The organism is Coriobacteriia bacterium, assembly GCA_013336165.1.
Lineage (GTDB): Bacteria > Actinomycetota > Coriobacteriia > Anaerosomatales > JAAXUF01 > JAAXUF01.
The window spans coordinates 80,382-106,333 of sequence record JAAXUF010000002.1 but is presented as its reverse complement, the minus strand read 5'-3'; the positions used below and the strand labels follow the sequence as shown (position 1 = coordinate 106,333).

The 25,952-nt window shown below is 64.0% G+C and carries 27 protein-coding genes; 20 read left to right on the top strand and 7 right to left on the bottom strand.

The window, feature by feature from the left end; all coding sequences use genetic code 11:
- Positions 1-73 precede the first annotated feature (73 nt).
- Entirely contained in the window at positions 74-460 is a 387-nt protein-coding gene (locus HGA39_02130; protein ID NTW28147.1) for an aspartate 1-decarboxylase, read from the bottom strand.
- Positions 461-667: 207 nt separating this feature from the next.
- Here HGA39_02130 and HGA39_02125 point away from each other — a divergent pair, with 207 nt between their 5' ends.
- Entirely contained in the window at positions 668-1,993 is a 1,326-nt protein-coding gene (locus HGA39_02125) for an adenylosuccinate lyase (protein NTW28146.1), read from the top strand.
- Here the strand turns inward: HGA39_02125 and HGA39_02120 are convergent.
- Both HGA39_02120 and mscL read right to left on the bottom strand, forming a co-directional pair.
- Positions 1,990-2,274, bottom strand: a complete 285-nt coding sequence (locus HGA39_02120) for a mitomycin resistance protein (protein ID NTW28145.1) — start codon at positions 2,272-2,274, stop codon at positions 1,990-1,992. The genes HGA39_02125 and HGA39_02120 overlap by 4 nt on opposite strands.
- A 15-nt stretch (positions 2,275-2,289) precedes the next feature.
- Complete coding sequence (mscL, locus tag HGA39_02115; protein NTW28144.1) at positions 2,290-2,682, bottom strand: large conductance mechanosensitive channel protein MscL; 393 nt, start codon at positions 2,680-2,682, stop codon at positions 2,290-2,292.
- Positions 2,683-2,791: 109 nt separating this feature from the next.
- Here mscL and HGA39_02110 point away from each other — a divergent pair, with 109 nt between their 5' ends.
- Positions 2,792-3,259 (top strand): hypothetical protein, encoded by a 468-nt coding sequence (locus tag HGA39_02110; GenBank protein ID NTW28143.1) that lies wholly within the window; start codon positions 2,792-2,794, stop codon positions 3,257-3,259.
- Entirely contained in the window at positions 3,259-4,368 is a 1,110-nt protein-coding gene (locus HGA39_02105) for a hypothetical protein (protein ID NTW28142.1), read from the top strand. Before HGA39_02110 ends, HGA39_02105 begins: the two co-directional genes overlap by 1 nt.
- 127 nt (positions 4,369-4,495) lie before the next feature.
- Here the strand turns inward: HGA39_02105 and HGA39_02100 are convergent, their stop codons facing one another.
- Both HGA39_02100 and HGA39_02095 read right to left on the bottom strand, forming a co-directional pair.
- The gene (locus tag HGA39_02100; GenBank protein ID NTW28141.1) at positions 4,496-5,332 is read right to left on the bottom strand and encodes a fused MFS/spermidine synthase; all 837 of its coding nucleotides are present in this window, start codon (positions 5,330-5,332) and stop codon (positions 4,496-4,498) included.
- 33 nt (positions 5,333-5,365) lie between these two features.
- Positions 5,366-6,142, bottom strand: coding sequence for a VOC family protein (locus tag HGA39_02095; GenBank protein ID NTW28140.1), 777 nt, complete (start codon positions 6,140-6,142; stop codon positions 5,366-5,368).
- Between the two features lie 124 nt (positions 6,143-6,266).
- Between HGA39_02095 and HGA39_02090 the strand changes: the two genes are divergently transcribed.
- Both HGA39_02090 and rpiA read left to right on the top strand, forming a co-directional pair.
- Positions 6,267-7,100 (top strand): patatin, encoded by an 834-nt coding sequence (locus HGA39_02090; GenBank protein ID NTW28139.1) that lies wholly within the window; start codon positions 6,267-6,269, stop codon positions 7,098-7,100.
- A gap of 4 nt (positions 7,101-7,104) precedes the next feature.
- Complete coding sequence (gene rpiA / locus HGA39_02085; protein NTW28138.1) at positions 7,105-7,788, top strand: ribose 5-phosphate isomerase A; 684 nt, start codon at positions 7,105-7,107, stop codon at positions 7,786-7,788.
- Here the strand turns inward: rpiA and HGA39_02080 are convergent.
- Positions 7,776-8,363 carry a hypothetical protein gene (locus HGA39_02080; GenBank protein NTW28137.1) on the bottom strand — a complete coding sequence of 196 codons (588 nt, stop codon included), beginning with the start codon at positions 8,361-8,363 and terminating at the stop codon, positions 7,776-7,778. The two genes, rpiA and HGA39_02080, sit on opposite strands and share 13 nt — an antisense overlap.
- 157 nt (positions 8,364-8,520) lie before the next feature.
- Here HGA39_02080 and HGA39_02075 point away from each other — a divergent pair, with 157 nt between their 5' ends.
- Genes HGA39_02075 through purQ form a run of 6 tightly spaced genes read left to right on the top strand, consistent with a single transcriptional unit; the run spans position 8,521 to position 13,125 of the window.
- Positions 8,521-9,234: a response regulator transcription factor gene (locus HGA39_02075; protein ID NTW28136.1), complete on the top strand. Its 714-nt coding sequence runs from the start codon at positions 8,521-8,523 to the stop codon at positions 9,232-9,234.
- Entirely contained in the window at positions 9,227-10,693 is a 1,467-nt protein-coding gene (locus HGA39_02070) for a HAMP domain-containing histidine kinase (GenBank protein NTW28135.1), read from the top strand. Before HGA39_02075 ends, HGA39_02070 begins: the two co-directional genes overlap by 8 nt.
- Before the next feature lie 48 nt (positions 10,694-10,741).
- The gene (locus HGA39_02065; GenBank protein NTW28134.1) at positions 10,742-11,710 is read left to right on the top strand and encodes a phosphoribosylaminoimidazolesuccinocarboxamide synthase; all 969 of its coding nucleotides are present in this window, start codon (positions 10,742-10,744) and stop codon (positions 11,708-11,710) included.
- Positions 11,711-11,715: 5 nt separating this feature from the next.
- Positions 11,716-12,162, top strand: coding sequence for a hypothetical protein (locus HGA39_02060; protein NTW28133.1), 447 nt, complete (start codon positions 11,716-11,718; stop codon positions 12,160-12,162).
- 24 nt (positions 12,163-12,186) lie between these two features.
- A complete protein-coding gene (gene purS / locus HGA39_02055) occupies positions 12,187-12,423 on the top strand; it encodes a phosphoribosylformylglycinamidine synthase subunit PurS (GenBank protein ID NTW28132.1) in 237 nt (78 codons plus the stop codon).
- Between the two features lie 3 nt (positions 12,424-12,426).
- Complete coding sequence (gene purQ / locus HGA39_02050; protein ID NTW28131.1) at positions 12,427-13,125, top strand: phosphoribosylformylglycinamidine synthase subunit PurQ; 699 nt, start codon at positions 12,427-12,429, stop codon at positions 13,123-13,125.
- A gap of 51 nt (positions 13,126-13,176) precedes the next feature.
- Here the strand turns inward: purQ and HGA39_02045 are convergent, their stop codons facing one another.
- Positions 13,177-13,752: a TetR family transcriptional regulator gene (locus HGA39_02045; GenBank protein ID NTW28130.1), complete on the bottom strand. Its 576-nt coding sequence runs from the start codon at positions 13,750-13,752 to the stop codon at positions 13,177-13,179.
- A 158-nt stretch (positions 13,753-13,910) separates the two neighbouring features.
- Here HGA39_02045 and HGA39_02040 point away from each other — a divergent pair, with 158 nt between their 5' ends.
- The 9 genes from HGA39_02040 (at position 13,911) to purH (ending at position 25,948) form a co-directional block, all read left to right on the top strand.
- Positions 13,911-14,561 carry a flavodoxin gene (locus tag HGA39_02040; GenBank protein NTW28129.1) on the top strand — a complete coding sequence of 217 codons (651 nt, stop codon included), beginning with the start codon at positions 13,911-13,913 and terminating at the stop codon, positions 14,559-14,561.
- A 151-nt stretch (positions 14,562-14,712) separates the two neighbouring features.
- Positions 14,713-16,968: a phosphoribosylformylglycinamidine synthase subunit PurL gene (gene purL / locus HGA39_02035; protein ID NTW28128.1), complete on the top strand. Its 2,256-nt coding sequence runs from the start codon at positions 14,713-14,715 to the stop codon at positions 16,966-16,968.
- Between the two features lie 135 nt (positions 16,969-17,103).
- Positions 17,104-19,059, top strand: coding sequence for an EAL domain-containing protein (locus HGA39_02030; GenBank protein NTW28127.1), 1,956 nt, complete (start codon positions 17,104-17,106; stop codon positions 19,057-19,059).
- Positions 19,060-19,169: 110 nt separating this feature from the next.
- Positions 19,170-20,627 (top strand): amidophosphoribosyltransferase, encoded by a 1,458-nt coding sequence (purF, locus tag HGA39_02025; protein NTW28126.1) that lies wholly within the window; start codon positions 19,170-19,172, stop codon positions 20,625-20,627.
- 3 nt (positions 20,628-20,630) lie between these two features.
- A complete protein-coding gene (locus tag HGA39_02020) occupies positions 20,631-21,689 on the top strand; it encodes a phosphoribosylformylglycinamidine cyclo-ligase (protein ID NTW28125.1) in 1,059 nt (352 codons plus the stop codon).
- Positions 21,686-22,309, top strand: a complete 624-nt coding sequence (locus tag HGA39_02015; protein ID NTW28124.1) for a phosphoribosylglycinamide formyltransferase — start codon at positions 21,686-21,688, stop codon at positions 22,307-22,309. Before HGA39_02020 ends, HGA39_02015 begins: the two co-directional genes overlap by 4 nt.
- Positions 22,306-23,025 (top strand): aminotransferase class IV, encoded by a 720-nt coding sequence (locus HGA39_02010; GenBank protein ID NTW28123.1) that lies wholly within the window; start codon positions 22,306-22,308, stop codon positions 23,023-23,025. The genes HGA39_02015 and HGA39_02010 overlap by 4 nt, the downstream gene beginning before the upstream one ends.
- Before the next feature lie 112 nt (positions 23,026-23,137).
- Positions 23,138-24,280: a branched-chain amino acid ABC transporter substrate-binding protein gene (locus tag HGA39_02005; GenBank protein ID NTW28122.1), complete on the top strand. Its 1,143-nt coding sequence runs from the start codon at positions 23,138-23,140 to the stop codon at positions 24,278-24,280.
- Positions 24,281-24,382: 102 nt separating this feature from the next.
- A complete protein-coding gene (gene purH, locus HGA39_02000) occupies positions 24,383-25,948 on the top strand; it encodes a bifunctional phosphoribosylaminoimidazolecarboxamide formyltransferase/IMP cyclohydrolase (protein ID NTW28121.1) in 1,566 nt (521 codons plus the stop codon).
- The last annotated feature ends 4 nt before the right edge of the window (positions 25,949-25,952 follow it).

Here is a 25,952-nt window from a genome sequence, read left to right as displayed (position 1 = left end):
CTCTCCCTCTCTTGTGTCGGTCGTTTCCTTGGCTAGTTCCTGCAGGCACTAGGGGTTTCGCCTCGCGGTCAGCCTAGCGAGGGCCGCTGGGGCCGCCGCGTTCCGAGCGGATCTCGCGGACGTGGTTCTTGGCGTCGACAAAGACGACTGACGGCTCCCAGTCGCGCGCTTCGGCATCCTCGAGCTGGACGAACGTCGCGATGATCACCACATCTCCCGCCGACACGAGATGCGCTGCGGCGCCGTTGACGCATACGACGCCCGATGCGCGCTCGCCCGCGATCGCGTAAGTCTGCAGTCGGGAGCCACTCGTGACGTTCCAGATGTGGACGGCCTCGTGGGGGAGGATTCCGGCGGCGTCGAGCAGGTCCGCGTCGACCGTGACGCTGCCTTCGTAGCTCAGGTTGGCCTCCGTCACCGTAGCGCGGTGGATCTTGCCGCCGAGAAGGGTGCGTAGCATGGACGTCGTCTCCGTTCCCGGGTACCCGCCGACGTCGCGGTCGAGTCCCAGCCTCGGGGTCACTGTGAGCGGAATGGTAGCACGATAGCACGGTGAAGTTGGTACTCTTTCACCCACCCGCCCAGTCTCTGCGATAATGTACTTGCGCTTTCGGATTCGACCCGGTTGCAGCACCGCCGCCCCCGACTCCGCCCAAGGAGCCTCATCATGATCGATCGCTACACTCGCCCCGAAATGGGCCGCATCTGGTCTCAGGAAAATAAGTTCGAGATCTGGAAGGAGATCGAGGTCCTCGCGTGCGAGGCGCAGGCCGAACTGGGTGTGATCCCGCGCGAAGACGCTGTCCTCATCCGCGAGCGCGCAGCCTTCGAGGTCGAGCGCATCGACGAGATCGAGCGCACTACCAACCACGACGTCATCGCCTTCCTCACCAACATGGCCGAGCACATCGGCGAACCCTCGAAGTACGTCCACTACGGCATGACCTCGAGCGACCTGGGCGACACGGCGCTCATGGTGCAGATCACGCAGGCGATCGACATCATCATCGACGACGTCGTCCGTCTGGGCCGCATCTGCCAGCGCCGCGCCGAGGAGTTCCGCGACACGCTGTGCGTCGGGCGCACTCACGGCATCCACGCCGAGCCGATGACGTTCGGGATGAAGTTCGCCGTCTGGGCGCAGGCGTTCAAGCGCGCCGAGCTGCGTCTCAAGGCTGCGCGCGAGTACTCGTGCGCGGTGGGCGCGATCTCCGGCGCGGTGGGCAGCTACTCCAGCATCGACCCGTTTGTGGAGGAGTACGTCTGCGAGAGGCTCGGCCTTCGGCCCGACCCTGCGTCGCAACAGGTCATCGCGCGCGACCGCCATGCGCACGTACTCATGATGCTCGGCATCGTCGCTTCGACCGCCGAGTGGATCGCAACTGAGGTTCGGGCGCTCCAGAAATCCGACACGATCGAAGCCGAGGAACCGTTCGCGAAGGGCCAGAAGGGCTCCAGCGCAATGCCGCACAAGCGCAATCCGATCACCGCCGAGCGCGTTGTCGGCCTGGCGCGCGTCGTGAAGGCGAACGGGCAGGTCGGCCTCGACAACGTGGCGCTGTGGCACGAGCGCGACATCAGCCACTCCTCGGCAGAGCGCGTTGTCATGCCGGACAGCTTCGCCGCGACCGACTACCTGCTCGGCAAGCTTGAATGGATCCTTGACGGGCTCGTTATCTACCCGGACGTCATGATGGCGAACCTGAACAGGACTCGCGGCCTCATCTACTCCAGCAAGGTGCTGCTCGCTCTTGTCGACACCGACATGTCCCGCGAAGACGCGTACCTCGTCGTGCAGCGCAACGCCATGCTCGTGTGGGAGTCGATTCAGCGCGCCGAGGACGACGGGCCCACCTATCGCAGCGCGCTCGAAGCCGACCCCGAGGTCACTTCGCGTCTCTCGGCCGATCAGCTCGACGCGATCTTCGACCCGTGGGCGTTCCTATCGCGCGTCGACATCGTGTTTGACCGGGTGGCAGCGCTGGAGTTCTAGCGACTGCTGCTCAGCCGGGCCTTGCGTTCAGCTGTGTACGTCCACCACGGTTTGGCGGGTTCTCCGCCCATGTAGGCGACCGCGGATATGAAGACGTCAAGTAGGCAAGGGTCGTGGCGAGCGCCTGTCCGGCGCGCGAGATCATCGAACAGAGCGTATGGGTCCCGGTCGGACAAGTCGGACGGCACACGAATGTCGATCAGCCGGAACTTCTCGGCGATTGCCGGACCGACGTTGGGGATGTCCTCGAGCTTCTCCGGAAGCGCCTGTTCGGCGTTCATCATCTGTCCGATTCTCTACTCGGCTGGCACTTCGGATGTGCAGCTCGAACAGCGCGTCGCAGCCTTGGGGATCTCGGTCAGGCAGTAGGGGCAGGGGCGGCCGGTGGCTTCTTCGGCCTTGCGGAACCGGTTGACGCCTTTGATGACCAGGAACAGCACCAGTGCTACTACCAGGAAGTTGAGTACCGCGCTCAAGAATGCCCCGTAGTTGAGTGTCACGGCAGAGTTCAGGTGAACCGAGAGTCCTTCCAGCGCTGCTTTGCCGCCGCCGAGCAGCCCGAGGAACGGGTTGATCATATCCTTGATGAACGAGTTCACGATCGCGCTGAACGCTGCGCCAATGACGATGCCAATCGCCAGATCGACAACATTGCCCTTGAATGCGAATTCCTTGAACTCCTTCAGCATGATGTCCTCCTCGAATCTCGGACTCTACCCCGCATGTTTCCATTTTGATGCTCGCGTGAACATACTAGATGATGACACGTGAAGTCAGAGATGTCCTAGGAGGATGGCCATGACTGAAGAGATCAGCCCTGTGGTTCCCGAAGAGGAACCCGCAAGTCCGAGCGCCGGCGATGCGTGGAACGACGTGGTGGCGCGCATGGGAGATCTGGGCGAGGCGCTGTCTCGTTGGACTAAGGCGGCCGTAGATGATCCGGAGAAGACACTCAGACTCGAGGAAGTCCGCGCCGGGATCAACGACATCGCGCGCAAAGCGGATGTAACGCTCTCCGAAGCCACAGTCGACCTGGGCCAGCAGTTTCGGCAGGGCGCCGAGCGAACAGGACAGGCGATAAACGACGCCGCCGAGAAAGCGTCGGCTGCTGCTGCTCCGCATGTCGCCAACGCGCTCGCGGGGTTGGCGGCTGTCCTCGGGCGAGCGGCGGAGAAGGTTGATGGGGCCGCGAGTCGCGGCAAGGCGGAGTCCGCCGATGACGTGCCCGAGCCGCCTGCGGCGCCGGAACCCCCGAAGATGCCGTGATGCCCGAGGCTTGGCTCCGGCTGTTCCCAGAGGATCCGATCCCGTGGCTGCTCGGCGGCGAGGAGCCAGCGGCGCGCTGGCTGGCGCTGACCGCGCTGGTCGACCGTCCGGCGGATGACTCCGAAGTCGTGGCTGCGCACGCCGCCGTGCTCGCGGACGCAGGCACGCGCGAGCTTCTCGGCAGGCTGGTGCCGTGGGATGTGGACGCGCTTGCGACCGGCCACGACAAGCCAGAGTACACGCCGAACCTGCTCGGGTTGCTCGGCGACATGGGTGTGACGGCTCAGGATGATCCGCGCATCGCCACGATCCTCGCGTCCATGCTCGAACACCAGAATGCCGATGGCCGCTTTCAGGCATTCGGGCGGTGGCGCGGAATGGACGCGCCGGTCTGGAGCGCGCTCCCGTGCGATTCGCATGCTATCGCCGAGACGCTCGCGCGCTTCGGGTTCGCCGAGGACCCGCGGGTGCTGCGCGCGTTCGGGCGCATCGCTGCCGATCTCGCCGAGACCCGTCAAGGCCGCGCGTGGCTCTGCCTGCCAGACCCGCTGGTCGGTTTCCGCGGCCCGGGCAGCAACGCCGACATGTGCCCGCAGGCGACGATCGAGGCCCTGCGCGCGTTTTCGTACCTGCCCGCCGAGCAGCGCCCGCGCGAGGTTGTCGAAGCCGGCCGCGTGTCGCTGCGAGCATGGCGAGAGCGCGGTGCCGAGAAACCGTACCTGTTCGGCCATGGTCGACAGTTCAAGCGCGCCAAGTGGCCGGCGACCTGGTACTCGGCGCTCGAAGTTGTCGACACACTCGGCCGCTACCCCGAGCTGTGGAGCGGCCCCGCCGCCGATCCCGCCGACCGCCGTGCCCTCGCCGAGATCGCGGCATGTCTGGCTGCCTACAACATCGGCCCCGATGGCCGTGTCGTCCCGCGCTCATGCTTCCGCGGCTTCGAGCAGTTCTCGTTCGGCCAGAAGAAGACACCCTCGGCGTTCGCGACCGCTCGCATCGCCGTGGCACTCCGCAAGCTCGACGACCTCATCGGCGAGATCGAAGCCGTCGACGTACTAGCGCTTGGCAGCTCCAAAGGTGGCACCGGCACCCCAATGCCGCCAGACTAAGGATTCGACCCGAGGGGAGGCAGAGGGCGGGGGTCCTGCGCGAGTTACGCAGAAAGGCCGCCCGATCTTTGGGCGGCCTTTCGAGTATGTCTGAGCCCAGGACCCCTGCCCTCTGCCTCTTGCGCACTCAGCGCCTCTTGCGTCCTTGATGCCGCTGCCGCGCGGACGGCTCATCCAGAAGCAGGGGCACATCGCCCGCCCTGATCGGCCCGCGGTACAGATCCTCGCCGAACCGTTCGAACCCCGGCACGCTCACCAGTCCGCCGGCTCGGCTTGCGATGCGTTCGAGAAATGCGTCGGCAGGTTCCCGACGGTCCGTCGCGAGCATGACGATATTGTCGGTGCCGTCGATAGCGTTGCCGTCATGCCCCACGGCGAAGACCCATAGCTGTCGCCAGACGTTGGACGCCGTGCGGTAGAGGCTGCGAAACGCCCGGCTCTTTCCGTCGTGGAGCGAGCCGATGAAGTTGTACGCGACCACCCCGTCGGGGGCGAGGCAGTCGCGCATCGTGCGCATGAACTCCTCGGTCATGAGTTGCCGAGGAACCCGGTCATCGTCGAACGCGTCGACGATGATGATGTCGTAGATGTCGTCGGAGGTCGCCACAAAGTCGCGGCCATCGGCTACCGTGACGGTGATCCGCTCGTCTAGCGGCAACGCGAACAGCTCGTGTGCGATTTCGACCACGTCCGGGTCAAGTTCGACCACGTCGATGTGCATCGCCGGATAATCCCGCCACATGCGCTTGACCACCGACCCGCCACCCAGCCCGAGCACCAAGGTCCACTCGGCGTCATGCTTCACCGCGAGCGTGAGGTGCAGGTAGCCGACGTATTCGATGTCGGTCTCAAACGGGTCGGCAAGCGACATCGACGACTGGTGGTTTCGCTCGAACTTGAGCGAGCGCACGCCATCGTGATCGATTACCTTCAGCTTGTGGTACGCCGAGTCCTGCTCGTACATGGAGTCCTTGGGGTCGGTGGCCAAACAAGCGGGCTAGCCCTGCATCGGCGTCATGATACCGAAGACCGCGCCCGCGGGGTCGGTCAACACCGCAAACCACATGTTTCCGGCCTCCATTGGCTCCATGTTCACATCGGCGCCGAGCGAAATTGCTCTGGCGGCTTCGGTCGTTGCGTTCGTGACGCCGAAGTACACGAGCCAGCTGGCGGGCACTTCAGGGCCGAGTTGCTTGGGCATCATCATGACGCCGCCTTCCGGCTGTCCGCCTACGCTGGCGAGCCAGTACGGCGTGGGGGACTCTGCCGAGCGCTGGATATCCCAGCCGACGAGTTTCGCGAAGAAAGCGGCCGCCGTTTCCGGGTCGCGCGTGCTGAGCTCGCTCCAAATCAGGGAGCCCGGCTCCATGAACGTTTGCGCGCCATGGTGCTTTCCCGCCTGCCAGAAGTAGATGACTCCGCCCGTGGGATCCTGGATGCCGACCATGCGACCCTCGGTCATCACATCCATCGCAGGCATCACGATCATGCCGCCGAGTTCGGTTGCTTTCTCGGCGATCGTGTCAACATCGGGCGCGGCGAGGTAGGTGTTCCACATCGACGGCATGCCCATCTCGGCCATCTGAGGATTCATCGCAGATGCCCCGGCAACCGTCGCGCCGTGAAGTGTGAACATGCGGTAGATCGGGCCTTGGTCGGTGGGGACGTCGTAGTGCTCCCACCCGAACATCTCTTCATAGAAGGTGGTTTGCACCTCTAGGTCTCTTGCTGCCAGGTCGATCCAGCTGAACTCGCCCAATGCGTTCCGCTCCATGACATGCCTCCCGGAATCGATGCGGTGGTCTCGTGGTTGTTTGTACCCCGCGGGCGAAGGACTGGTGACAACCGGCCGGGACAGTGGAACACTCAATAGGCAATCCAATCAGGAGGGTATTCACATGGCGTGGAAACTATTCGGGGGCTCGCAGCAGGCGAGAATGCGCGCGAAGACGCGGGTGCCCGAGCGGATCGGTCTTGCGCTCGGCGGCGGCGCGGTGCGCGGCGCGGCGCACGTGGGTGTTCTGGCGGTGCTGGACGCTGTGGGCATCAAGCCCGATGTCATCGCGGGCACCAGCGCCGGGTCGGTGGCGGGCGCGGCATATGCTGCGGGTGCCACACCGGCCGAGATGTTGGCGATCCTGGAGAAGACGTCGTGGCCCAAGCTCGTAGTGCCTGCGTGGCACTCCAAGTTGAGCGCGTTTGAAACAGGCCGTCTGGGATTGCTGATCGAGTCGCTGACGCACTGCGCTACCTTCGCCGAGTTGGAGATCCCCTTCGCGGCGGTGGCCTGTGACCTGCTGACGGGGAAGAGGGTCGACCTCGTCGAGGGCCAGTTGCGCGAAGCGGTGATTGCCAGTACCTGTATCCCGGGAGTGTTCGAGCCGGTTCGGCGCGACGGGATGCTTCTCGTGGACGGAGGGCTCGTCGACAACGTGCCGGTCGATACGGCGCGCATGTTGGGCGCCGACTACGTGATCGCCGTCGACGTGATGCCGACACTTGACGGGACTCACGAGCCGGTCGACATGCGCGACGTCATCATGCTCGTCTTGAGCGTTTCGGCTCATCAGACCGGGCAGGGAGTCAAAGAGGCAGACGTGGTCATACGCCCGGATGTCATGACCGTCTCGGCGCTTGATTTCGGTCACGTTGGACGAGCATATGCGGCCGGCGTCCTAGCTGCCGAGGCCGCGTTGCCCAAGATTCTGGCCGACTTGGGTCGGGCAGGTTAGTTCTGTGCCCGGTGATTCCCGGCAGAAGCGAGCCGCCGCCCGGGCCGCGCTTGCGTTTGTGAAGGCGGGCGAAGTGATCGGCATTGGAAGCGGAAGCACGGTCGACGCCTTCGTCGACGTGCTCGCCGCCGAGGGACCGCTGGTGTCAGGCGCAGTGGCGGCTTCAGGCGCCACTGCCGGCAGACTGCTGGGTGGCGGGATCCGGGTGCTGTCGCTCGCCCAAGCCGGTGGCGTGCTGGGCGTCTACGTTGACGGCGCCGACCGGGTTGATCCGCGCGGACGCGCGATCAAGGGTGGGGGAGGCGCACATACTCGAGAGAAAGAGCTTGCGAGCGTGGCCAGCTTGTGGGTGTGTATCGTTGACGCCTCCAAGTTCGCGGAGAGTCTGGATGGCGCATCTGTGCCCTTGGAAGTCGAGCCTGGCTTCGAAAGCAGCGTCGCCCAGGTTGTAACGTCGCTGGGCGGAGATCTGTACCGACGGGAGCAGGCGTTCGCCGACAGTGGATACCCGCTCTACGACGTAGTCGGCTTCGATCTTTCAGACCCGCTCGCGGCCGAGGATGCTCTCGACGCCATCCCGGGCGTGGTCGAATGCGGAATCTTCGCGCATAGAACCCCTGATGTGGTGTTGATCGCCTCAGAAGAGGGGATACTCAGCATTCGGCCGGGTGGCTGTCAGACCCCATGATTCCGATGATGGTGATGCGCGAAGCGTCGGCCACCGTAGAGTTCGACCGCGGCCACTACGATAAGACTGCCGATCATCGCCGCCAGCCATCCCAGGATACTCATCTGCCCGAGGGATCCAATCCTGCTCTCGACTTCGCGCATGTTGCGTCCGACGAGCACGACATGGCCATCCTTTGACCCGACGGCCACCGCTGCGATTCTGACCCCGGAACTCGGCTGCCAGGTGACTTTGTTGCTGCCTTTACTGCGAGCCGTGTCGAGAACTCCCGAAGGAGCCTTCGGCGTGGAGCCGGACAGCACCGCCGAGGAGGCCACCGGGGTATTGGTCGTGTCGTAGATGATCATGAAGGGCGCGAGGCTCTTCTCGGCATCGACTTTGGTTGCCGAGACGATCTTCGCGGGGGCGACACCGGCATCGAGCTGTGCGGCCGCATCTTGGGCCATCTGGACTTGGGGATCGTTGAGTCCCGTGCGATAGGTCTGTTGAACCGAAGCATAGGACATGAGCACGAGCACGGTACCCATCGCGGCAATCGGCAGCCAGAGTCTCACGATGCGAAACCACATAGGCATGGACGAACCCCCCTTATTATGAGTGTGCGACCCAATGAAATGTTCGTACCCGTACGGGGTTCTGGCTGCACAAGTGTTGTAGTTTCGGTGAAGACAAGACGCGATCCGACGCCTCGGCGTACACTTCGCTAGAGTCCTTTTGAGCCGAGGAGGTGCTATGGCCGTCGAGACGCGCCGAATTCTGCTGGTGGAAGACGAGAAGACGATCCGCAGCGCGGTAGCCGCCTACCTTGAACGTGAAGGTTACTGGGTTACTCCCGCCGAGGACGGTGAAGCCGCACTCGAGGCATTCGGCAAGTACCGGTTCGATCTCGTGGTGCTTGACCTGATGCTGCCCAAGGTCTCGGGCGAAGTGGTATGCCGCACTATTCGCGATGTTTCCGATACGCCCATCATCATGCTCACCGCCAAGGGCGAAGAGGAAGACCGCATCGCCGGGCTCGAACTCGGAGCTGACGATTATCTGGTCAAGCCGTTCTCTCCCCGCGAACTGGTGGCTCGTGTCAGAGCGCTCCTGCGCAGAGCGCATGCGGAGAGCGAGCCTCAGCGGGATCGCCTCGTCTTCGGCGATCTTGAGATTGACGTCTCCGGGCACAAGGCGCTGCTGTCGGGCGAGGAACTCGATCTGACCGCGAGTGAGTTCAAGCTCCTCACGACACTCTCCCGGTACCCCGGGCGAGTCTACTCGCGCATGGAGCTCGTGGAGAAGGTGCTCGGATACGATTTCGAAGGTTACGAGCGTACGATCGACAGCCACGTGAAGAACCTCCGGGCAAAGCTCGGCGACGATTCGCGCGACCCCACCTACATCCACACCGTTCATGGCGTCGGCTACCGGTTTGAACTTGCCAAGAGCAGCGCGGATGCCTGATTTTCTGAAGGGATTCGGGCAACGAACGGATTCTTTCAGTCCGCGAGAGTCCGAGGACAAGACCTCAACGCGGAAGCGTCCGCGAGGCGCATTCAGCCGTAGCCTCGCGATCGCGTTCGCGTCGGTGGCCCTGTTGACCGCTGGCTTGGCAGGGGTGCTCCTGTCGGCGGTCTGGAACTACCAGTTCGAGGGTTATGTCCGAGACAACCTTCAGACCGTAGCAGACAGCATCTCGCAGACGGTGACGTCGCTGTATCCCGACTATGGGTTCGGTCTGACAACGCTTACGCAGGTTCCCGACTACAGCTCTCAGAGCATCGGCGTCCAGATGCTGAACAGCAAGAACGAGATCGTCTACAGCCAGGCAAGCAGCAGGCAACGGGGCTCTGTGGTGGCGACGCAGGGAGCCGCGGTCTTGGATGCTGCTTCGCTCTTGCAGCCCACTGGCACTACCGTCACATCCCAGATAACCGTGAACGGCGAGAAGGTCGGCACCGTACGCGTCTGGGGCTATGGAACCACCGCACTCATGACCAGCCGCGACTCCAATTTCCGCCAGGGCTCGCTCATCGGCTTGGCGGTAGCCGCGCTCGTCGCACTGATTCTCTCGGGTCTGGTCGGCCTCTGGTACGCCGGCCGCCTAGTTCGGCCTATCGCGCGGATCACCGCGACGGCGCAGGCGCTCCGCGGTGGCAACGAGAAGGCGCGCACCGGTCTGCAGCCCTACGACGAGATCGGGTTTCTCGGCACCACGTTCGATGAGATGGCCGACGCGATCGAGGCTGACCGCGAGGTTGAGCGGCGGCTGACTGCCGACGTCGCGCACGAGCTTCGCACGCCTCTCCAGGCGATCCAGGCGACGGTGGAGGCGATGCAGGACGGCGTTCTGCCGGCCGACGACGAACGGCTCGGCATCGTGCGTTCGGAGACGATGCGTCTGGCGCGGCTGGCCGACGGTATCTTGCAGCTCACACGGTTGGAGTGCGGTTCACTGCCGATGGAGCTGTCGCGCATGGATCTCTCGGCGACGGTGAGGCTGGCCGTCGACATGCATGAGGCGCTCTTCGAGACTCGCAAGATCGTGCTTTCGGTGGACATCGAGGACGCGGTGTTCGTGAATGGGGATGCCGACCGGCTGCAGCAGGCTGTCAGCAACCTCCTGTCGAACGCCGCGCGCTACACGTCCGCGGGAGGTCGAGTGGGGGTCCGTGTGCGCCGGGAGGACGGCGAGGCGCTCATCGAGGTACTCGACACCGGTATCGGCATCGCCGAGGAAGACATGCCGCGCGTGTTCTCCAGGTTCTGGCGTGCCGATGCCGCGCGCGGACGGTCAAGCGGAGGCCTAGGGATCGGACTTGCGGTCACCAAGGAGATCGTTGAACGGCATGGCGGTGTGATCGGCGTTGCTCGGCGGCTTTACGGCGGAACGATTTTCACCATCCATCTGCCGCTGATCTAGCCAAAGTCGCGCCGCTTTTCCTCGCCCCACGCGGATCCATCGCCTACAATGGCGATAGAGTCCCCGCTTTGCCGCCGGACAGCGGGTTCGGCCACACTATCGACCTCGATTCCTAGGAAGAAGGAGCAACCTGTGCCGCAGACCCCGCCTGTACCCGACGCCCAAGGCAAGGTTCGCGACCTATACGATCTTGGCGACCGTCTGTTGCTTGTCGCCTCCGACCGCCTGAGCGCGTTCGATGTCGTTCTCCCCGATCCGATCCCCTTCAAAGGCGAAGTGCTCACCAAGCTCTCCCTCTTTTGGTTCGAGCTCTTGGCCGACGTGGTGCCCAATCACTTCCTCTCGGCGGATGTAGCCGACCTGCCTGCCCAGTTTGCGGCCATGGCGGACGATCTCGCCGGGCGATTCATGATCGTGAAGAAGGCGAGCGTCTTTCCGGTCGAGTGCATCGTGCGCGGGTACCTAGCCGGAAGCGGGTGGTCCGAGTACCAGCGTTCGCAAACGGTGTGCGGGCTGGCACTCCCCGAAGGCCTCGTCGAGTCCGATCGTTTGCCGGAGCCTATCTTCACCCCGTCGACCAAAGCCGAACTCGGCACACATGACGAGAACATCAGCTTTGAGCGCATGGTCGCTCTCATCGGCTCGGCTGCCGCAGAGGAGCTTCGCGCCAAGTCGCTGGCAGTCTACTCGGCAGCTCGCGATCACGCGGCCTCACGCGGCATCATCATCGCCGACACGAAGTTCGAATTCGGCCTCATCGGCCAAGCGATCACGCTGGTCGACGAGGTGCTCACCCCAGATTCGAGCCGCTTCTGGCCCGCCGAGAGCTACGCACCCGGCAGCAGCCAGCCGAGCTTCGACAAGCAGTACGTCCGCGACTGGCTCTTGGCAAGCGGATGGAACAAACAGGCGCCGGCACCGTCCCTACCCGCCGGCGTCATCGCCCGCACGAGTAGCATGTATATAGAGGCGTATGAACTGATAACGGGCCGTACGTTCGAGTCGGAGAGAGGCTAAACACCGTGGCGCGTCGTAGCCCTATGAACTCCAGGTACCAGAAGAACCAAGAACCACCGGGTCAGACTCGGAAGTCGGCAGCGTCGGCGAAACCCAAGCGCGCGATGGGCGTGTCCTCGGCGAGCACGACGGCAGCAAAGGACAAAGGAAAGGCGGAGTCGAAGGGCGCCCTGTTCCGCGCGACGCCGACGACACCCGAGTACCGGGCGCTCCGCAAACGGTGGATCATCCTCCTCGTCGTGGCTGTGGTATCCATCGTCGCGGCGGCATTGGCCCAGGCGACGCTCGCCGACTGGGCTTATACGAGCCAGGTCTGGATGGCCACGACTGGGCTGGCCTACGCCGCTCTGTTCTATGCGTTGTACCTCGACTTCTTCAAGATGCGGCCGCTGCGCAAGGCGGCCGAGAAGGCGGCCAAGGAATCGAAGCACTCGAAGAAGGACTCCAAGTAGCCCGCAAGGGAAGGACAAGCGAACATGGCTCGGTACGAGATCTACGTCACATACAAGCCCGGCATCTTCGATCCTCCTGGTGCGACCGCCGAGCGGGCGCTCGTGAACCTTGGCTATGAGGGCGTGAGTGAAGTCAAGATCGGCAAGTACATCAGGCTCGATGCCGACGCCGATCTGGCCACAGTCGCCGAGATGTGCCAGAAGCTGCTCGCCAACCCGGTTATCGAGGACTATCGCATCGAAACCGTCGGGGAGGCCTAAGCGATGCGCTTTGGTGTCGTCATCTTCCCAGGCTCCAACTGCGAGCAGGACGTCATTCGCGCCACGAAGTACCTCGGCTTCGACGCCGAGTACATCTGGCACGGGGACACCGACCTTTCCGGCTTCGACGCTATCGTGTTGCCCGGAGGCTTCTCGTACGGCGACTACATTCGCTGCGGCGCCGTCGCAAGATTCAGCCCTGTGATGGCCGAGGTCGTGCGCTTCGCCGAGAAGGGCGGACCCGTTCTGGGCATCTGCAACGGGTTCCAGATCCTCACGGAGGCGCATCTTCTACCGGGCGCGCTGCTGCGCAACCGCGGGCTGAAGTTTCTGTGCCAGCCTGCCAGCCTCCGGGTTGAGGAGAACAACTGCCAGTGGCTCGACACAGCCGCCGGCAGCCTGATCACGATCCCGATCAACCACAACGAGGGCAACTACTACTGCGATGCCGAGACGCTCGCTCGTCTCAACGCCAACGGTCAGGTCGTGCTGCGCTACGTGGAGACGGATGGGTCAACGGCGTCGGGGGGAAGCGCCCCCAATGGCGCGCTCGACGACATCGCCGGCGTGTGCAACGAGCGAGGGAACGTCTTCGGTCTGATGCCGCATCCCGAGCGCGCCTGTGATCCGCTCACCGGCGGGACTGACGGGCAGGGCTTTTTCACGACGATCGTGCGCAGGCTCGCGGAAGTCGCAAGATAGTCGGAATTGCGCTGACCTACTTCGAGATCGCGGCTCGATCTTCAGAGACCGTCAGCCAGTTCCCGAGTATCCCTCGAGAATCACACGCAGTGTGCGGCCTACAGTCTCCTCGCGCCATTCGGTCATCCGCTTTGCGAGACCAGGAGGAAGGTCGGTCGTATCGGTCTCCGCATAGTTTGAGCTGAAGAGCGAGAAACCGGCACAGAAGGCGATCACGGACTGCCAGAGTTCGATAGCGTTCCCATCGGAGAAGCCCAGTTGCGTGAGCGTCTCAAGGCCGCTCGTCTCGGGATCGGACTCCACGCGCCTGCCGGCGTAGATGACCAGGTTCGGGTGCGCTGCGAGCATGCGGTAGTACTCGGTGAATATCGCGGCGTAGAGATCCTTCCAGTCGGTGGGCAAGGGCTCGGGGAGGTGGATCTCTGAGCGCATCTGAAGAAGCATCCCGTCGATGAGTGCGTCCTTGCTGGGGACGTGGTGGTAAAGTGACGCGGCCTCAACGCCAACTTCCCTTGCCAGGCGGCGCATGCTGAGCGTTTCCAACCCCTCGGTGTCGACGATCCTGAGCGCGGTGGCAAAAAGTTCGTCGGCTGTGAGCGGGGCCGTGCGCTTTCTGGACGTGACCATCGACAGACTCCCAAATTCCCCGAATCGTGGCTTGATCCTAACGGTGTTAGGTAGCATACTGTGACAGGAACCTAACAGCGTTAGGTTAGCACAGAATGAGGATTGTGCGAAGCGGCCAAAGCCGTTCTGGACGAGGGACACCGAGGAGGCCGATGGCTATGCCGGAAATGCTAACGCGTCGTGAATTTGTGACCGCCACGGCCGTCCTAAGCGCGGGGATTGCAGTTGCCAGTGCAGCCGGCTGCACGCGGGACGCCGCCGAAGCCTACGGCGAGACGCCAACACCGTCGGTCAGCTATGAAGGGAGCAATGCGATGAGCAAGCGGGTGCTCGTGGGCTACGCAACAAGATCAGGCTCGACGACGGGTGTCGCCGAGGCCATCGGCAAGACTCTCGCCGCGCAGGGGCACGCCGCGGATGTCAAACCGATGAAGGGCGGGCCTTCAGTGCGAGGTTACGATGCCGTCATTCTGGGCAGTGCAATCAACGGGGGGCAGTGGCTGCCCGAGGCGGTCGAGTACCTGGAGACCAACCAGAAGGCGCTTGCCGCCGTGCCGGTGTCACTGTTCTGCGTGCATGCGATGAACTGCGGGTCCGGCGCAGAAGAGACCAAGAAGCGGCTTGCCTACCTAGGTAAGGAGCGAGCGCTCGTGACGCCAGCCGCTGAAGGATTCTTCGCCGGGCAGGGGCCGTCCGTGGACTCAAATGCGATTGTGCGCTGGGCGTTCCGGGCCTTCGGCGGAGATGTTGAAGGCGACGGCCGTGACTGGCACGCTATCGAGGCTTGGGCCAAGACCGTGCCGGTATAGAGCGCTGGTGCATCTGGCTGCAGGCACCGTTTCGGCGCTCTAGGGGCAAACTGCCGGAATCGGGCGGACCTTTCGCTGACTCGCGCGCGCCCTTTGCGTACAATGGCCTTGTTGCCCACTGTAGTAGCTCAAGGCCAAGGAGCCGCATCGCATGCCCCAGTCGCTGTCTTCCGAAATCGCCCCCAAGCTCGCTGTCGAACTCGGCCTGAACCTCGACGAGTACGAGAAGGTAGTCGCCATTCTCGGGCGCATACCGAGCATCACCGAGCTCTACATGTACTCGCTGATGTGGAGCGAGCACTGCTCGTACAAACACTCACGCAAGGCGCTGCGTATGTTCCCCAATGAGGGTCCTGCTGTACTGCAGGGTCCCGGTGAGAACGCCGGCGTCATCGGCGTGGGGGACGGCTGGGCGGTCGCGTTCAAGATGGAGTCGCACAACCACCCCTCGGCGATCGAGCCGTATCAGGGTGCGGCGACCGGCGTCGGCGGCATCATCCGTGACATCTTCACGATGGGCGCCCGCCCGATCGCGTCGCTTGACTCTCTACGCTTTGGTGCGCTCGACAAGCCGAGGCAGCGCTACCTGTTCGAAGGCGCGGTTGCGGGTATCGGCGGGTATGGGAACTGCCTCGGCGTGCCGACCATCGGCGGCGAGGTCTACTTCGAGGAAGCCTACGAGGGCAACTGCCTCATTAACGCGATGTCGCTGGGCCTCATGCGCGAAGACGAGATCATCCGCGCGACCGCGACCGGCCCCGGCAACCTTGTGGTGCTTATCGGCTCGACGACCGGCCGAGACGGCATCGGCGGTGCGAGCGTGCTTGCGAGCCAAGAGTTCGACGAGCGGGCTGAGGACAAGCGCCCCGCCGTGCAGGTGGGCGATCCGTTCGAGGAGAAACTGCTTATCGAGGCGTGCCTTGAGCTGCTCAAGAACAAGCTTCTCGTGGGTCTGGGCGACTGTGGCGCCGCCGGCCTGACCAGTTGCATTTCCGAAATGGCCGACCGCGGAGGCATGGGCGTCGACGTCGACGTCACGAAAATCCCTGCCCGCGAGGACGCGATGAAGCCGTTCGAGTTCATGGTTTCCGAGTCGCAGGAGCGCATGGTCGCCGTTCTCGAGCCGGAGAACCTCGCGGCGGCGCAAGCGGTCTGCACACGGTGGGGCCTGCGCTCCACCGTCATCGGCACCGTCACCGACACTGGCCGCTTCGTGGTGCGCGAGGGCGACGAGGTTGTGGCCGACATGCCGGCCTCTACGCTCGCAGGTGACGCCCCCAGCTACACCCCTGAGATGACCCGCCCGGCGTACCTCGATGAGGTCCAGGCGTTCGATCCCATGGCGCTTGCGCTGCCGAGCGAGCCCGCTGAGCTGGGTGACACGCTCCTGAAGCTGCTTGCGAGTCCCAACATCTGCTCGCGCCGTTGGATCTGGGAACAGTACGATCATCAGGTCATGTTGAACACCGTGGTGCTCCCCGGCAGCGACGCCGCCGTACTGCGCATCGGCGACGAAGGCCGCGGCATCGCGGTCTCGAGCGATTGCAACGGCCGCTACTGCTACCTCGACCCGTACGTTGGCTCACAGATCGCGCTCGCCGAGGCGGCGCGCAATGTGAGCTGCTCCGGTGGTGACCCGGCAGCGATCACCGACTGCCTCAACTTTGGCAATCCCGAGAAGCCCGAGGTGTTCTGGACCTTCTACGAGTCGGTGCGTGGCCTGGCCGACGCCTGCAAGGCGTGGGGCATTCCGGTCATCTCCGGCAACGTCAGCTTCTACAACGAGTCATTCGGCCAGCCCATCTACCCGACGCCGACCGTCGGCCTCGTCGGCCTGCTCGACGATGTCACGAAGCGCGCGACCTCGGCGTTTCAGGACGAAGGCGACGTCATCGTGCTCGTGGGCGAGTCCGCCGAGGAGCTTGGCGGCAGCGAGTACCTCAAGGTCATGCATGGCCTCGTGGCAGGCCGCCCGCCGGCGCTCGATCTCGAGCTTGAGGCCGATGTGCAGTCCGTGGTGCGAGATTCGATCCGCGGCGGCCTCATCAAGAGCGCGCACGACTGCTCCGAAGGCGGCATCGCCGTCACGCTCGCCGAGAGTTGCCTCAGCGGTGGCGTTGGCGCCGACGTGCACCTCGACGACAACCTGCAACCGGCGGCCTCGCTCTTCGGCGAGACGCAAAGCCGCATCGTCGTCACGCTCGCCGAGACCAACGCCGAGGAGTTCGTGAGCGTGTGCATCGGGCGTGGCGTCCCCTACAGCGTGCTCGGCACGGTAGGCGGGAAGCGCCTGACGATCGGCGAGAAGCTCGACCTCTCGCTGGCTGAGCTTGAGGCGGCCTTCGAACCGGTCCTGGCCATGCTGGTGGGCGGTCAGGTCAACTCCGATGAGATCCACGAGGGCTAGATACCGGCGGCTGTTCTAGAGAAGAGGGAGCGCCGCGCCTCCGAGCCAGCCCGCTTCTGGAATTTATTCCCTAAAGCTTTCGTGCGATGCCGCCGATAAAGACAACGGCGGCAAAAGTGCGAAAGCGAGACCTTCATGCAGGGTGTCCGTGGGCGAACCGGGGCGGTTCCGACTGATCAGATCGCGTTGATCGCGCTTTGCGGTGTCGTGATTGCTGTCGGCATCTGGGCCGTCTTCGCCGCCGTGGATGCGTTCATGCTGGGCACCGGCTTCGTAACGGAGTTTGTCGCTCCCTCAGAAAGTCGGCTTCTCGCCAGGCTGATCACGATCGTCGTGGTGCTCACGGGAACGCTTCTGACGCAATCGATGTACTCGAGGCGCTTCAGTGTCGAGCGTAGACTGAAGTCAGAGCAGGCCCGGGCCAACCAACTCTACGAGCAATCGCCGGATGCCGTCGTATGCCTCGATCCGACGTGGCACATTCAGTACGCGAATCCCGTCGCACAAGCCCTGTTCATCTCCGGCGAAGCAAACGATCCACCGGATGCGCAATGCTACCGCAAGATCCGGGGAAGCGATGCCCCCTGCGAAGACTGTCTGCTTTCGGAAGTAGTGGCCAGCGGAGAAGTCCGCCACAAATGCGTGAACGAATCGCACGACGGAGTTGACAGCTGGCTTGAGCACACGGTCTACCCCGTGTTTGGTGAAGACGGCGAACTGGACTCCGTGGTCGAAGTCATCCGAGACGTGACCGAGCAGGTATCGGCGCAGGAAACCATTCGGCGCATGGCATATTTCGACGAGCTGACGAAGCTACCCAACAGGCTCATGCTGCAGGACCGGCTCAAGAACGCGCTTGTGCAGGCGCGCAGGCGGGCAGAGCTTGTCGCTGTCGTGATCATCGACATCGATGATTTCAAACGCATTAACGACACTCTCAGCTACTCGGCGGGTGACGCCGTGCTCAAGGAGATCGCAGGGCGTTTCCAGATGCTCCTACGCGAAGAGGACACGGTGGCTCGGCAAAGCGGCGACGAATTCACCGTTGTCGCGCGGATCACAGCCTATGAAGATGTCGATATTCTCGCCACCAGGATTCTTAATTCGCTGAAGGCGAGCATCTCCGTTGACGGACGCGAGCTAAGCATCACCGCAAGCATCGGCATGGCGGTTTCGCCTCGGGACGGCGAAACCGAAGCCGACCTTATCCAGCACGCCGACATGGCCCTCCATCGTGCACAGGAGTGGGGGCACAACGTCCACAGAGTGTATTCGCCCGAGATGGGTGAGCCTTCGGCGATCAGTCTGGGGCTTGAGTCGATGATCAGCCGCGGGTTGGACCGGGGAGAGTTCGAGCTTTACTACCAACCTCAGATAGACCAGCGCAATAGGCGGTTCGTGGGCATGGAGGCGCTGATCCGGTGGAACCATCCAACCCGGGGCGTCCTGAGCCCAGCCGCGTTTCTCGATTCGGCCGAGCGTGCCGGCTTGATGGAGCGCATCGGGCCGTGGGTGCTCGAGACCGCCTGCCGACAAGGCCAAGCATGGAACGACCAAGGCCTCGACTTCGGGAGGATGGCCGTCAACTTGTCGGCGCGAGAGTTCGTCCAGTACGACGTGGCCGAGAACGTCGCGCGGACACTGCTCTTGACGGGCATGGACCCCGGCTTCCTGGAGCTTGAGATCACCGAGACCGCCGCCGTCCACAACGCCGATCAGGCGTTGCTGAGTCTGGCGCAGATACAGAAGTTGGGTGTGCGCGTCGCCATGGACGACTTCGGCACCGGCTACTCGTCCATGAGTAATCTCAAACGGCTTCCCATTCAGACGCTGAAGATCGCGCAGGCGTTCATGCGCGACGTGCACACGGACACGCAGAGCGCAGCGATCGCCTCACTGATCATCGGCCTATGTCACGAGCTGGGGCTCGAGATCGTGGCCGAGGGGGTCGAGCACAAGAGCCAGCTCGACTTCCTGAGCGAACGCGGCTGCTATGTCATCCAGGGCTTCATCTTCAGCCCGCCGATTCAGGCGGGCGATGCCGGCGCGCTGTTGGTTGAGCGAAACGCGCTCTTGCGCCTTCGGGCATAGCGTTTAGGCGTTTTCGGCAGGCGGCCGAGCGGCGCAGACGTGCACAATCATGGTATCCTACCCGCATCAAGAGCCCCCTCGTTCAAGCCACACTGTGAGGCGCCCGCCGCATGAGCGTTGACTGCACGTTCGACTTTCTCGACGACGACCGTCCCGATCGACCCGAAGAAGCTTGCGGGGTTTTCGCGGTGTACGCACCGGGAGAAGATGTCGCCAGACTCACATACTTCGGCCTGCACGCGCTGCAGCATCGCGGCCAGGAGTCCGCGGGGATTGCCGCAGGCGACGGAGAAAACGTCACCGTCACAAAGAACCTCGGTTTGGTGTCGCGCGTCTTCACGGAGAGCGACCTCGACTCGCTTACAGGCAGTGTCGCTATCGGGCACACGCGCTACTCGACCACCGGTTCTTCGACCAGCTGGGAGAATGCGCAGCCGCATCTCTCGACGATCGGCCACCAGGTCATTGCGCTGGCCCACAACGGCAACCTCGTCAACACGCACGAACTTCGCGAGGCGCTCAAGGACCGCGGCATCCGCTTTCGCTCCACAACCGACTCTGAGGTCGTCGCGACGCTCGTCGGCTATTTCACGCAGGAGACCAACCACATCCGCGAAGGCATCCGCCGCACGATGGGCTACATCACCGGCGCCTACGCCGTCGTGCTCATGACCGAGAGCGCTGTCTACGCGTTTCGCGACCCGCACGGTGTGCGGCCGCTCGTGCTCGGCAAGCTGGGTGATGATCGCGGATGGGTCGTAGCCAGCGAGACGTGCGCGCTCGACATCGTCGGCGCAGAGTTCGTCCGCGACGTCGCGCCGGGGGAGATGCTCAAGATCTCGGCCGACGGCGTCGAGGCAGAGCAGGCCATCCCTGCCGAGAAACCCTCGCTGTGCATGTTCGAGTTCGTGTACTTCGCGCGGCCCGATTCTGAGATGGGCGACTGCTCGCTTTACGAGGTGCGCCAGCGCATGGGGGCGACGCTTGCGAAAGAGGCGCCCGTTGCGGCGGACATTGTGATCGGTGTGCCTGACTCCGGGACGCCGGCGGCGATCGGGTACGCGCAGGCGAGCGGCGTGCCGTACGGCGAGGGACTCGCGAAGAACCGCTACATCGGTCGAACCTTCATCTCGCCGAGCCAAACGATTCGCCAACAGGGCATCCGCCTGAAACTCAACCCGCTCAAGCACGCGATCACCGGCAAGCGACTAGTGGTTGTCGACGATTCGATAGTGCGCGGCAACACGACGAAGAAACTCGTCAAACTGCTGCGTGACAACGGTGCGGCCGAGGTGCACATGCGCATCACTTCGCCGCCTGTCGTGTGGCCGTGCTTCTACGGCATCGACACGGACACGCAAGAGCAGCTCATCGGCGCGATGAAGACGGTCGAGGAGATCCGCGAGCACATCGGCGCGGATTCGCTCGCGTATCTGTCGCTCGAGGGCATGGTCGAGGCGGCCGGTTCTCCCCACGATACGTTCTGCCTCGCGTGCTTCAACGGTGACTATCCGATCGAGATACCGGATTCCGTCAAAGCGGGCAAACTTGCGCTGGAGGAGTGCTAGAGGATGGCCGACAACAACGACACCCGCCAGACAACCTACCGCGACGCCGGCGTCGACACCGCCGAGGGCGCGAGAGCGGTCGACGCGATCCGAGACGCCGTGCGCTCCACATACCGCCGCGAGGTTATCGGCGACATCGGTGGGTTTGGCGGCATGTTCTCGATTGCCGCGGCAAAGGGCATGGACGACCCGATCCTAGTCTCCGGCACCGACGGCGTGGGCACCAAGCTCAAGCTTGCGCAGCTGGTCGGACGCAGCGACACCGTAGGCATCGACCTCGTCGCCATGTGCGTCAACGACATCCTGTGCTGCGGCGCCGAGCCGCTCTTCTTCCTTGACTACGTGGCAATCGGCAAGCTCAAGAGCGACACGGTCGCCGAGATCGTCACCGGCATCGCCGAGGGCTGCCGCCAGGCCGGCTGCTCGCTCGTGGGCGGCGAGATGGCCGAGCATCCCGGCATCATGCCTGACGACGACTACGACCTCTCCGGCTTCTGCGTCGGGATCGTCGACCGGCCCGCGATGGTAGATGGCAGCACAGTGGTGCCCGGCGACGTCATTCTCGGCGTGGCTTCCAGCGGGCTGCACTCGAACGGCTACTCGCTCATAAGGCGTGTGCTGGTTGAGGGGCACGAGGGCGAGCTCGAGCTGCCGCGCGTCGATCTGGGGGGCGCCACGCTCGCCGAGGCGCTTCTGACGCCTACGCGCATCTATGTGGACGCGATCCTGCGTGTGCTGCGCGCGGGCGTGCCCGTGAGGGCGATGGCGCACATCACCGGCGGTGGCATAACCGAGAACCTCGATCGCGCGCTGCCAAAGACGTGTGACGCTGCGGTGGTTCGCGGCTCATGGTCTGTGCCGAAGGTCATCGAACTCGCGATTGAGGCGGCGGGGCTCTCGGAGGACGAGGCGCTTCGGACGTTCAACATGGGTATCGGCTTCGCGCTGGTGCTTGAGGCGAAGCATGCCGCGAAGGCGGCGGCGCTCCTGACCGAGTGCGGCGAGCGCGTCTTCGAGATCGGCGAGATCGTCGAGGGCAGCGGCAAGGTCGTCTACCGATGACGCCGAGCCGCCCTCGCTTCGGGGTGCTCCTCTCCGGCTCCGGCACCAACCTGCAGGCCATCATCGACGCGAGCGAATCGGGCGCACTGGCGGCGGACGTCGCCGTGGTGATCTCGAACAGCGGCTCGGCCTACGGCCTTACCCGCGCGTGTGAGCACTCGATCCCCGCGGTGCATGTCGACCGCGCCGCCTACGCCTCGCCCGCCGAGCACAACGCCGCCATCCGCGACGAGTTGCTCTCGCACAGCGTCGACTGGGTCGTGATGGCCGGCTACATGCGGCTTCTCGGCGCCGAGGTGCTCGATGCGTTCCCCAACCGCGTGCTCAACATTCATCCGGCGCTCCTGCCGAGCTTCCCCGGCGCGCATGGCATCGCCGACGCGTTCGCCTTCGGCGTGAAGGTCACCGGCGTCACCGTGCACTTCGCCAACGAAGTCTTCGACGACGGCCCCATCATCGCTCAGCGGCCAATCGAGATCGCCGAAGACGACACGCTCGAGACGCTCGAAGCCAAGATCCACGCCGCCGAGCACGAACTCTATCCGCGGGTGCTGCAGCTGATCGCCAAAGACAGGGTCGAGATCGTCGGGCGCAAGGTGCGGATCAAGCCGGCGCGATGAGTGCAGGTGTCCTCTCGGTCGCGCTGAAGGAGACCTGCCGGGTGGTGGGCGGCGCAGTGCCTCTGTGGCGCTTTCACCGCACGCGGCTTGCGGCCGGAGGCTGCGGCGAGGAGCTGCTTTCGCTCGCCGAGGACCGCGCGTTCGCAGCCGCTGCCGAGTGGGCCGAGGCTCCCACGCGCCGAGCCCGGCTGACCGTCGTTGTGCGCGAAGATGGCACCGTCACCGCCGAGGTCTCTCGGCGGCTCTCTTCGCTCGATGTGCCCCGCGGGCTCGTGGTCGCACGCGTCGACGTCGATGCCGGGCCTACCCTGCCTCCCGGCCCCGCGAAGCCCGCTGACCGCTCGGCCTACGACGACGCTCACCGCCGCGCAAAGGCGCTCGGCGCGCACCAGGCGGTGCTGGTCGGCCCTGACAGCTTCGTCCTCGACGGCAGCACCGCCACCGTCTGGATCGCCGAGAGTGGCGCGCTCGTCACGCCACCAGCGCCCCCGGCCGTACCCGGTGTCGGGCGCGCGTTCGTGCTCGAGCGCGCTGCGGAGGCGAACCTGCGAGTGCGCGTGGAGCCCTTGAGCTGGGATCGCCTCGAATCTGCCGACGAAGCCTTCCTCACGAACGCCTATGGGGGAGCGGCGCCGGTGCGCGGGCGCGGGGGAGAGCTGTTCGGCATCGTGGCGGGGATGTTCGCAGATATCTGGGGCGTCAACACGAGTATCTAGCCCGAATGTGTACTCATGACGACCCTAACACGTTTACTGGCTGGTATCGCCCTGCTATATTCACTTCTTGTCGGTTGGAGCATTCAACCGATCCATAGAGGGAAGGAACCCCATGAATCGCACAGTTCGAATCCTCGCCACTGCCGGCGCGGCGTTTGTTCTCGGCGCAGCCGCTCTTACGGGCTGCACGTCGAAATCGGCATCATCTGCACAGGTCGTCAAGATCGGCTTTGCGGCTCCGCTCACCGGCGACAACGCCATCTACGGTGAGGGCATGCGCCGTGCCGCCCAGCTGGCGGTCGACGAGGCCAACGCTTCAGCCGACGTCAAGGCGAAGGGCATCACGTTCGAGTTGTCCGCGCAGGACGACATGGGCGATCCCAAGCAGGCGGTCAACGTCGCCAACCTGATCGCAAGCGATACGAAAGTTGTGGGCGTGGTCGGTCATTTCAACTCCGGTTGTTCGATTCCTGCCGCTCCGGTCTACAACAAGTCGAACCTCGCGATGGTCTCGGTTTCGTCGAATCCGGCGCTGACCGCAAACGGCCTGCCCAACGTGGACCGCGTTGTCGCCAAGGACGATGCACAGGGAGCGGCTGCGGGTAAACTTGTTGCCGGTACGCTCGGCTTCAAGAAGGTCGCCGTGGTCGACGACGGAACTCCGTACGGGCAAGGCCTTGCGGCTCAGTTCATCAAAGCCTATACGGCAGCAGGCGGAACCGTTGTGGCCGAGGAGCACGTAAGTTCCAACGAGAACGACTTTAACTCGCTTGTTCTTCGCATCAAGCCGAAGGCGCCCGAAGCCATCTACTTCGCTGGTTCCGTTAACCAGGGAACGCTTCTCACCAAGCAGACCAAGCAGGCTGGCATGAAGATCCCGCTCATCGGCGGCGACATGATTTACTCGGCGGACTACATCAAGAACGCGGGGGCGGCCTCCGAAGGCGATGTTGCGACCGCGCTGGGACTCCCGTTGGAGCAGCAGCCCAAGGGCACCGAGTTCCTCGCCAAGTACAAGGCAAAGTACAACAAGAGTCCCGAGGCCTACGATTCCTATGCGTATGACGCCGCCAACGCGATCATCTCGGCGGTACTGAAGGTCGGCACGGACCACACAGCGGTCATGAATGCAGTTCGCAACGGATCGATCGAAGGCGTCACCGGTACCATCGCGTTCGACGCGAACGGCGACAACAAAACGCAGGTCATCTCGCAGTACCGCGTGACCAACGGCGTCTGGAAGCAGATACAGTAGAGCGCGCCGCCCCAAAACAGCTACAATTCGATACGAGACACTCACCGGGCCGCTCGCGAAGCGGCCCGGTACCGTTAGTCTGCGAATGAAGAGGGAGTGCCAGTGGCAAGCGATAGGGTCAGCATCAAGCGGGCGCTCGTGTCCGTTACCGACAAGACGGGGGTCGTCGACTTCTGCCGCGTTCTTGCCGACGAGTTTGGCGTCGAGATCGTCTCGACCGGTGGCACCGCGAAGGCTTTGGCCGACGCCGGCGTGCCGGTTCGCCCCATCGACGATCTGACGGGCTTCCCCGAGATGATGGACGGTCGCGTCAAGACGCTGCACCCGCGCGTGCACGGCGGCCTTCTTGCTCGCCGAGACGTGCCCGAGCATATGGCCGCTGCCGAGAAGCATGGCATCGGCATGATCGACCTCGTGTGCGTCAACCTCTACGCGTTCGAGGCTACTGTCGCCAAGCCAGGCGTCACCCTCGCCGAGGCGATCGAGAACATCGACATCGGCGGCCCGTCGATGCTTCGCTCGGCGGCTAAGAACCACGCGAGCGTCACGGTCGTCACAAGCCCGGCCGACTACGACGCGATCCTCGCCGAGATGCGCGTCAATGACGGCGCAACCACGGCCGACACACGCGCCGCGCTCGCGACCGAGGTCTTCCGCCTCACCAGCCACTATGACACCCAGATCTGGCAGTACCTCTCCGGCGCCGCCGATACCGCCTTTCCTGACGAGGTGCGCCTGCGCCTGACTAAAGCGCAGGACCTGCGCTACGGCGAGAATCCGCACCAGGCCGCCGCGTTCTACCGCTTCGCCGACGCCGCTGAGCACACGCTCGCTCGCGCCGAGCAGCTTCAAGGCAAGGAGCTCTCCTACAACAACTTCCTCGACACCGACGCCTGCTGGGCCGCCGTGCGAGAGTTCGCCGAGCCGGCCTGCGTCATCGTCAAGCACACGAATCCCTGTGGCACCTGTGTAGACGCGGATCTCACGGTCGCATATCGCCGCGCCCAGGCTGCCGATCCCGTCTCGGCGTACGGTGGAGTCATGGCGTTCAATCGCACAGTGCCGGTCAGTGTCATTGAGGCGATCAACGAGAACAAGCAGTTCGTCGAGGTGATGATCGCACCCGGCTATGACACCGACGCGCTCGAGATGCTTGCCAAGAAGCCCAACCTGCGCGTTCTGCGCACGGGCGGCGTGCGCCCGGCCGGCGGCTCCGTCGACCGACGTTCGGTCGAAGGCGGCCTGCTCGTGCAAGAGTCGGACGCGGTTGTTGAGATGCCCGAGGAGTTCCGCGTGGCCACCAAGCGCGAGCCCTCGGCGGCAGAGATGGAGCAGCTGATATTCGCGCTGCGCGTCTGCAAGACCGTGAAGAGCAATGCAATCGTGCTTGTGAAGGACAACGTGTCCATCGGCGTTGGCGCCGGGCAGATGAACCGTGTGAACTCGGCGCGCATCGCTGTCGAGATGGCGGGGGAGCAGGCTGTGGGTTCCGTGTGCGCCAGCGATGCGTATCTGCCCTTCGCCGACACCCTTGAGGTTGTCGCGGCTGCGGGAGTGACCGCACTCATCCAGCCCGGTGGTTCGATTCGCGATGACGAGAGCATTGCAAAAGCCGATGAACTGGGCGTGGCGATGGTCTTCACCGGCCGCCGTCACTTCCGCCACTAGAACC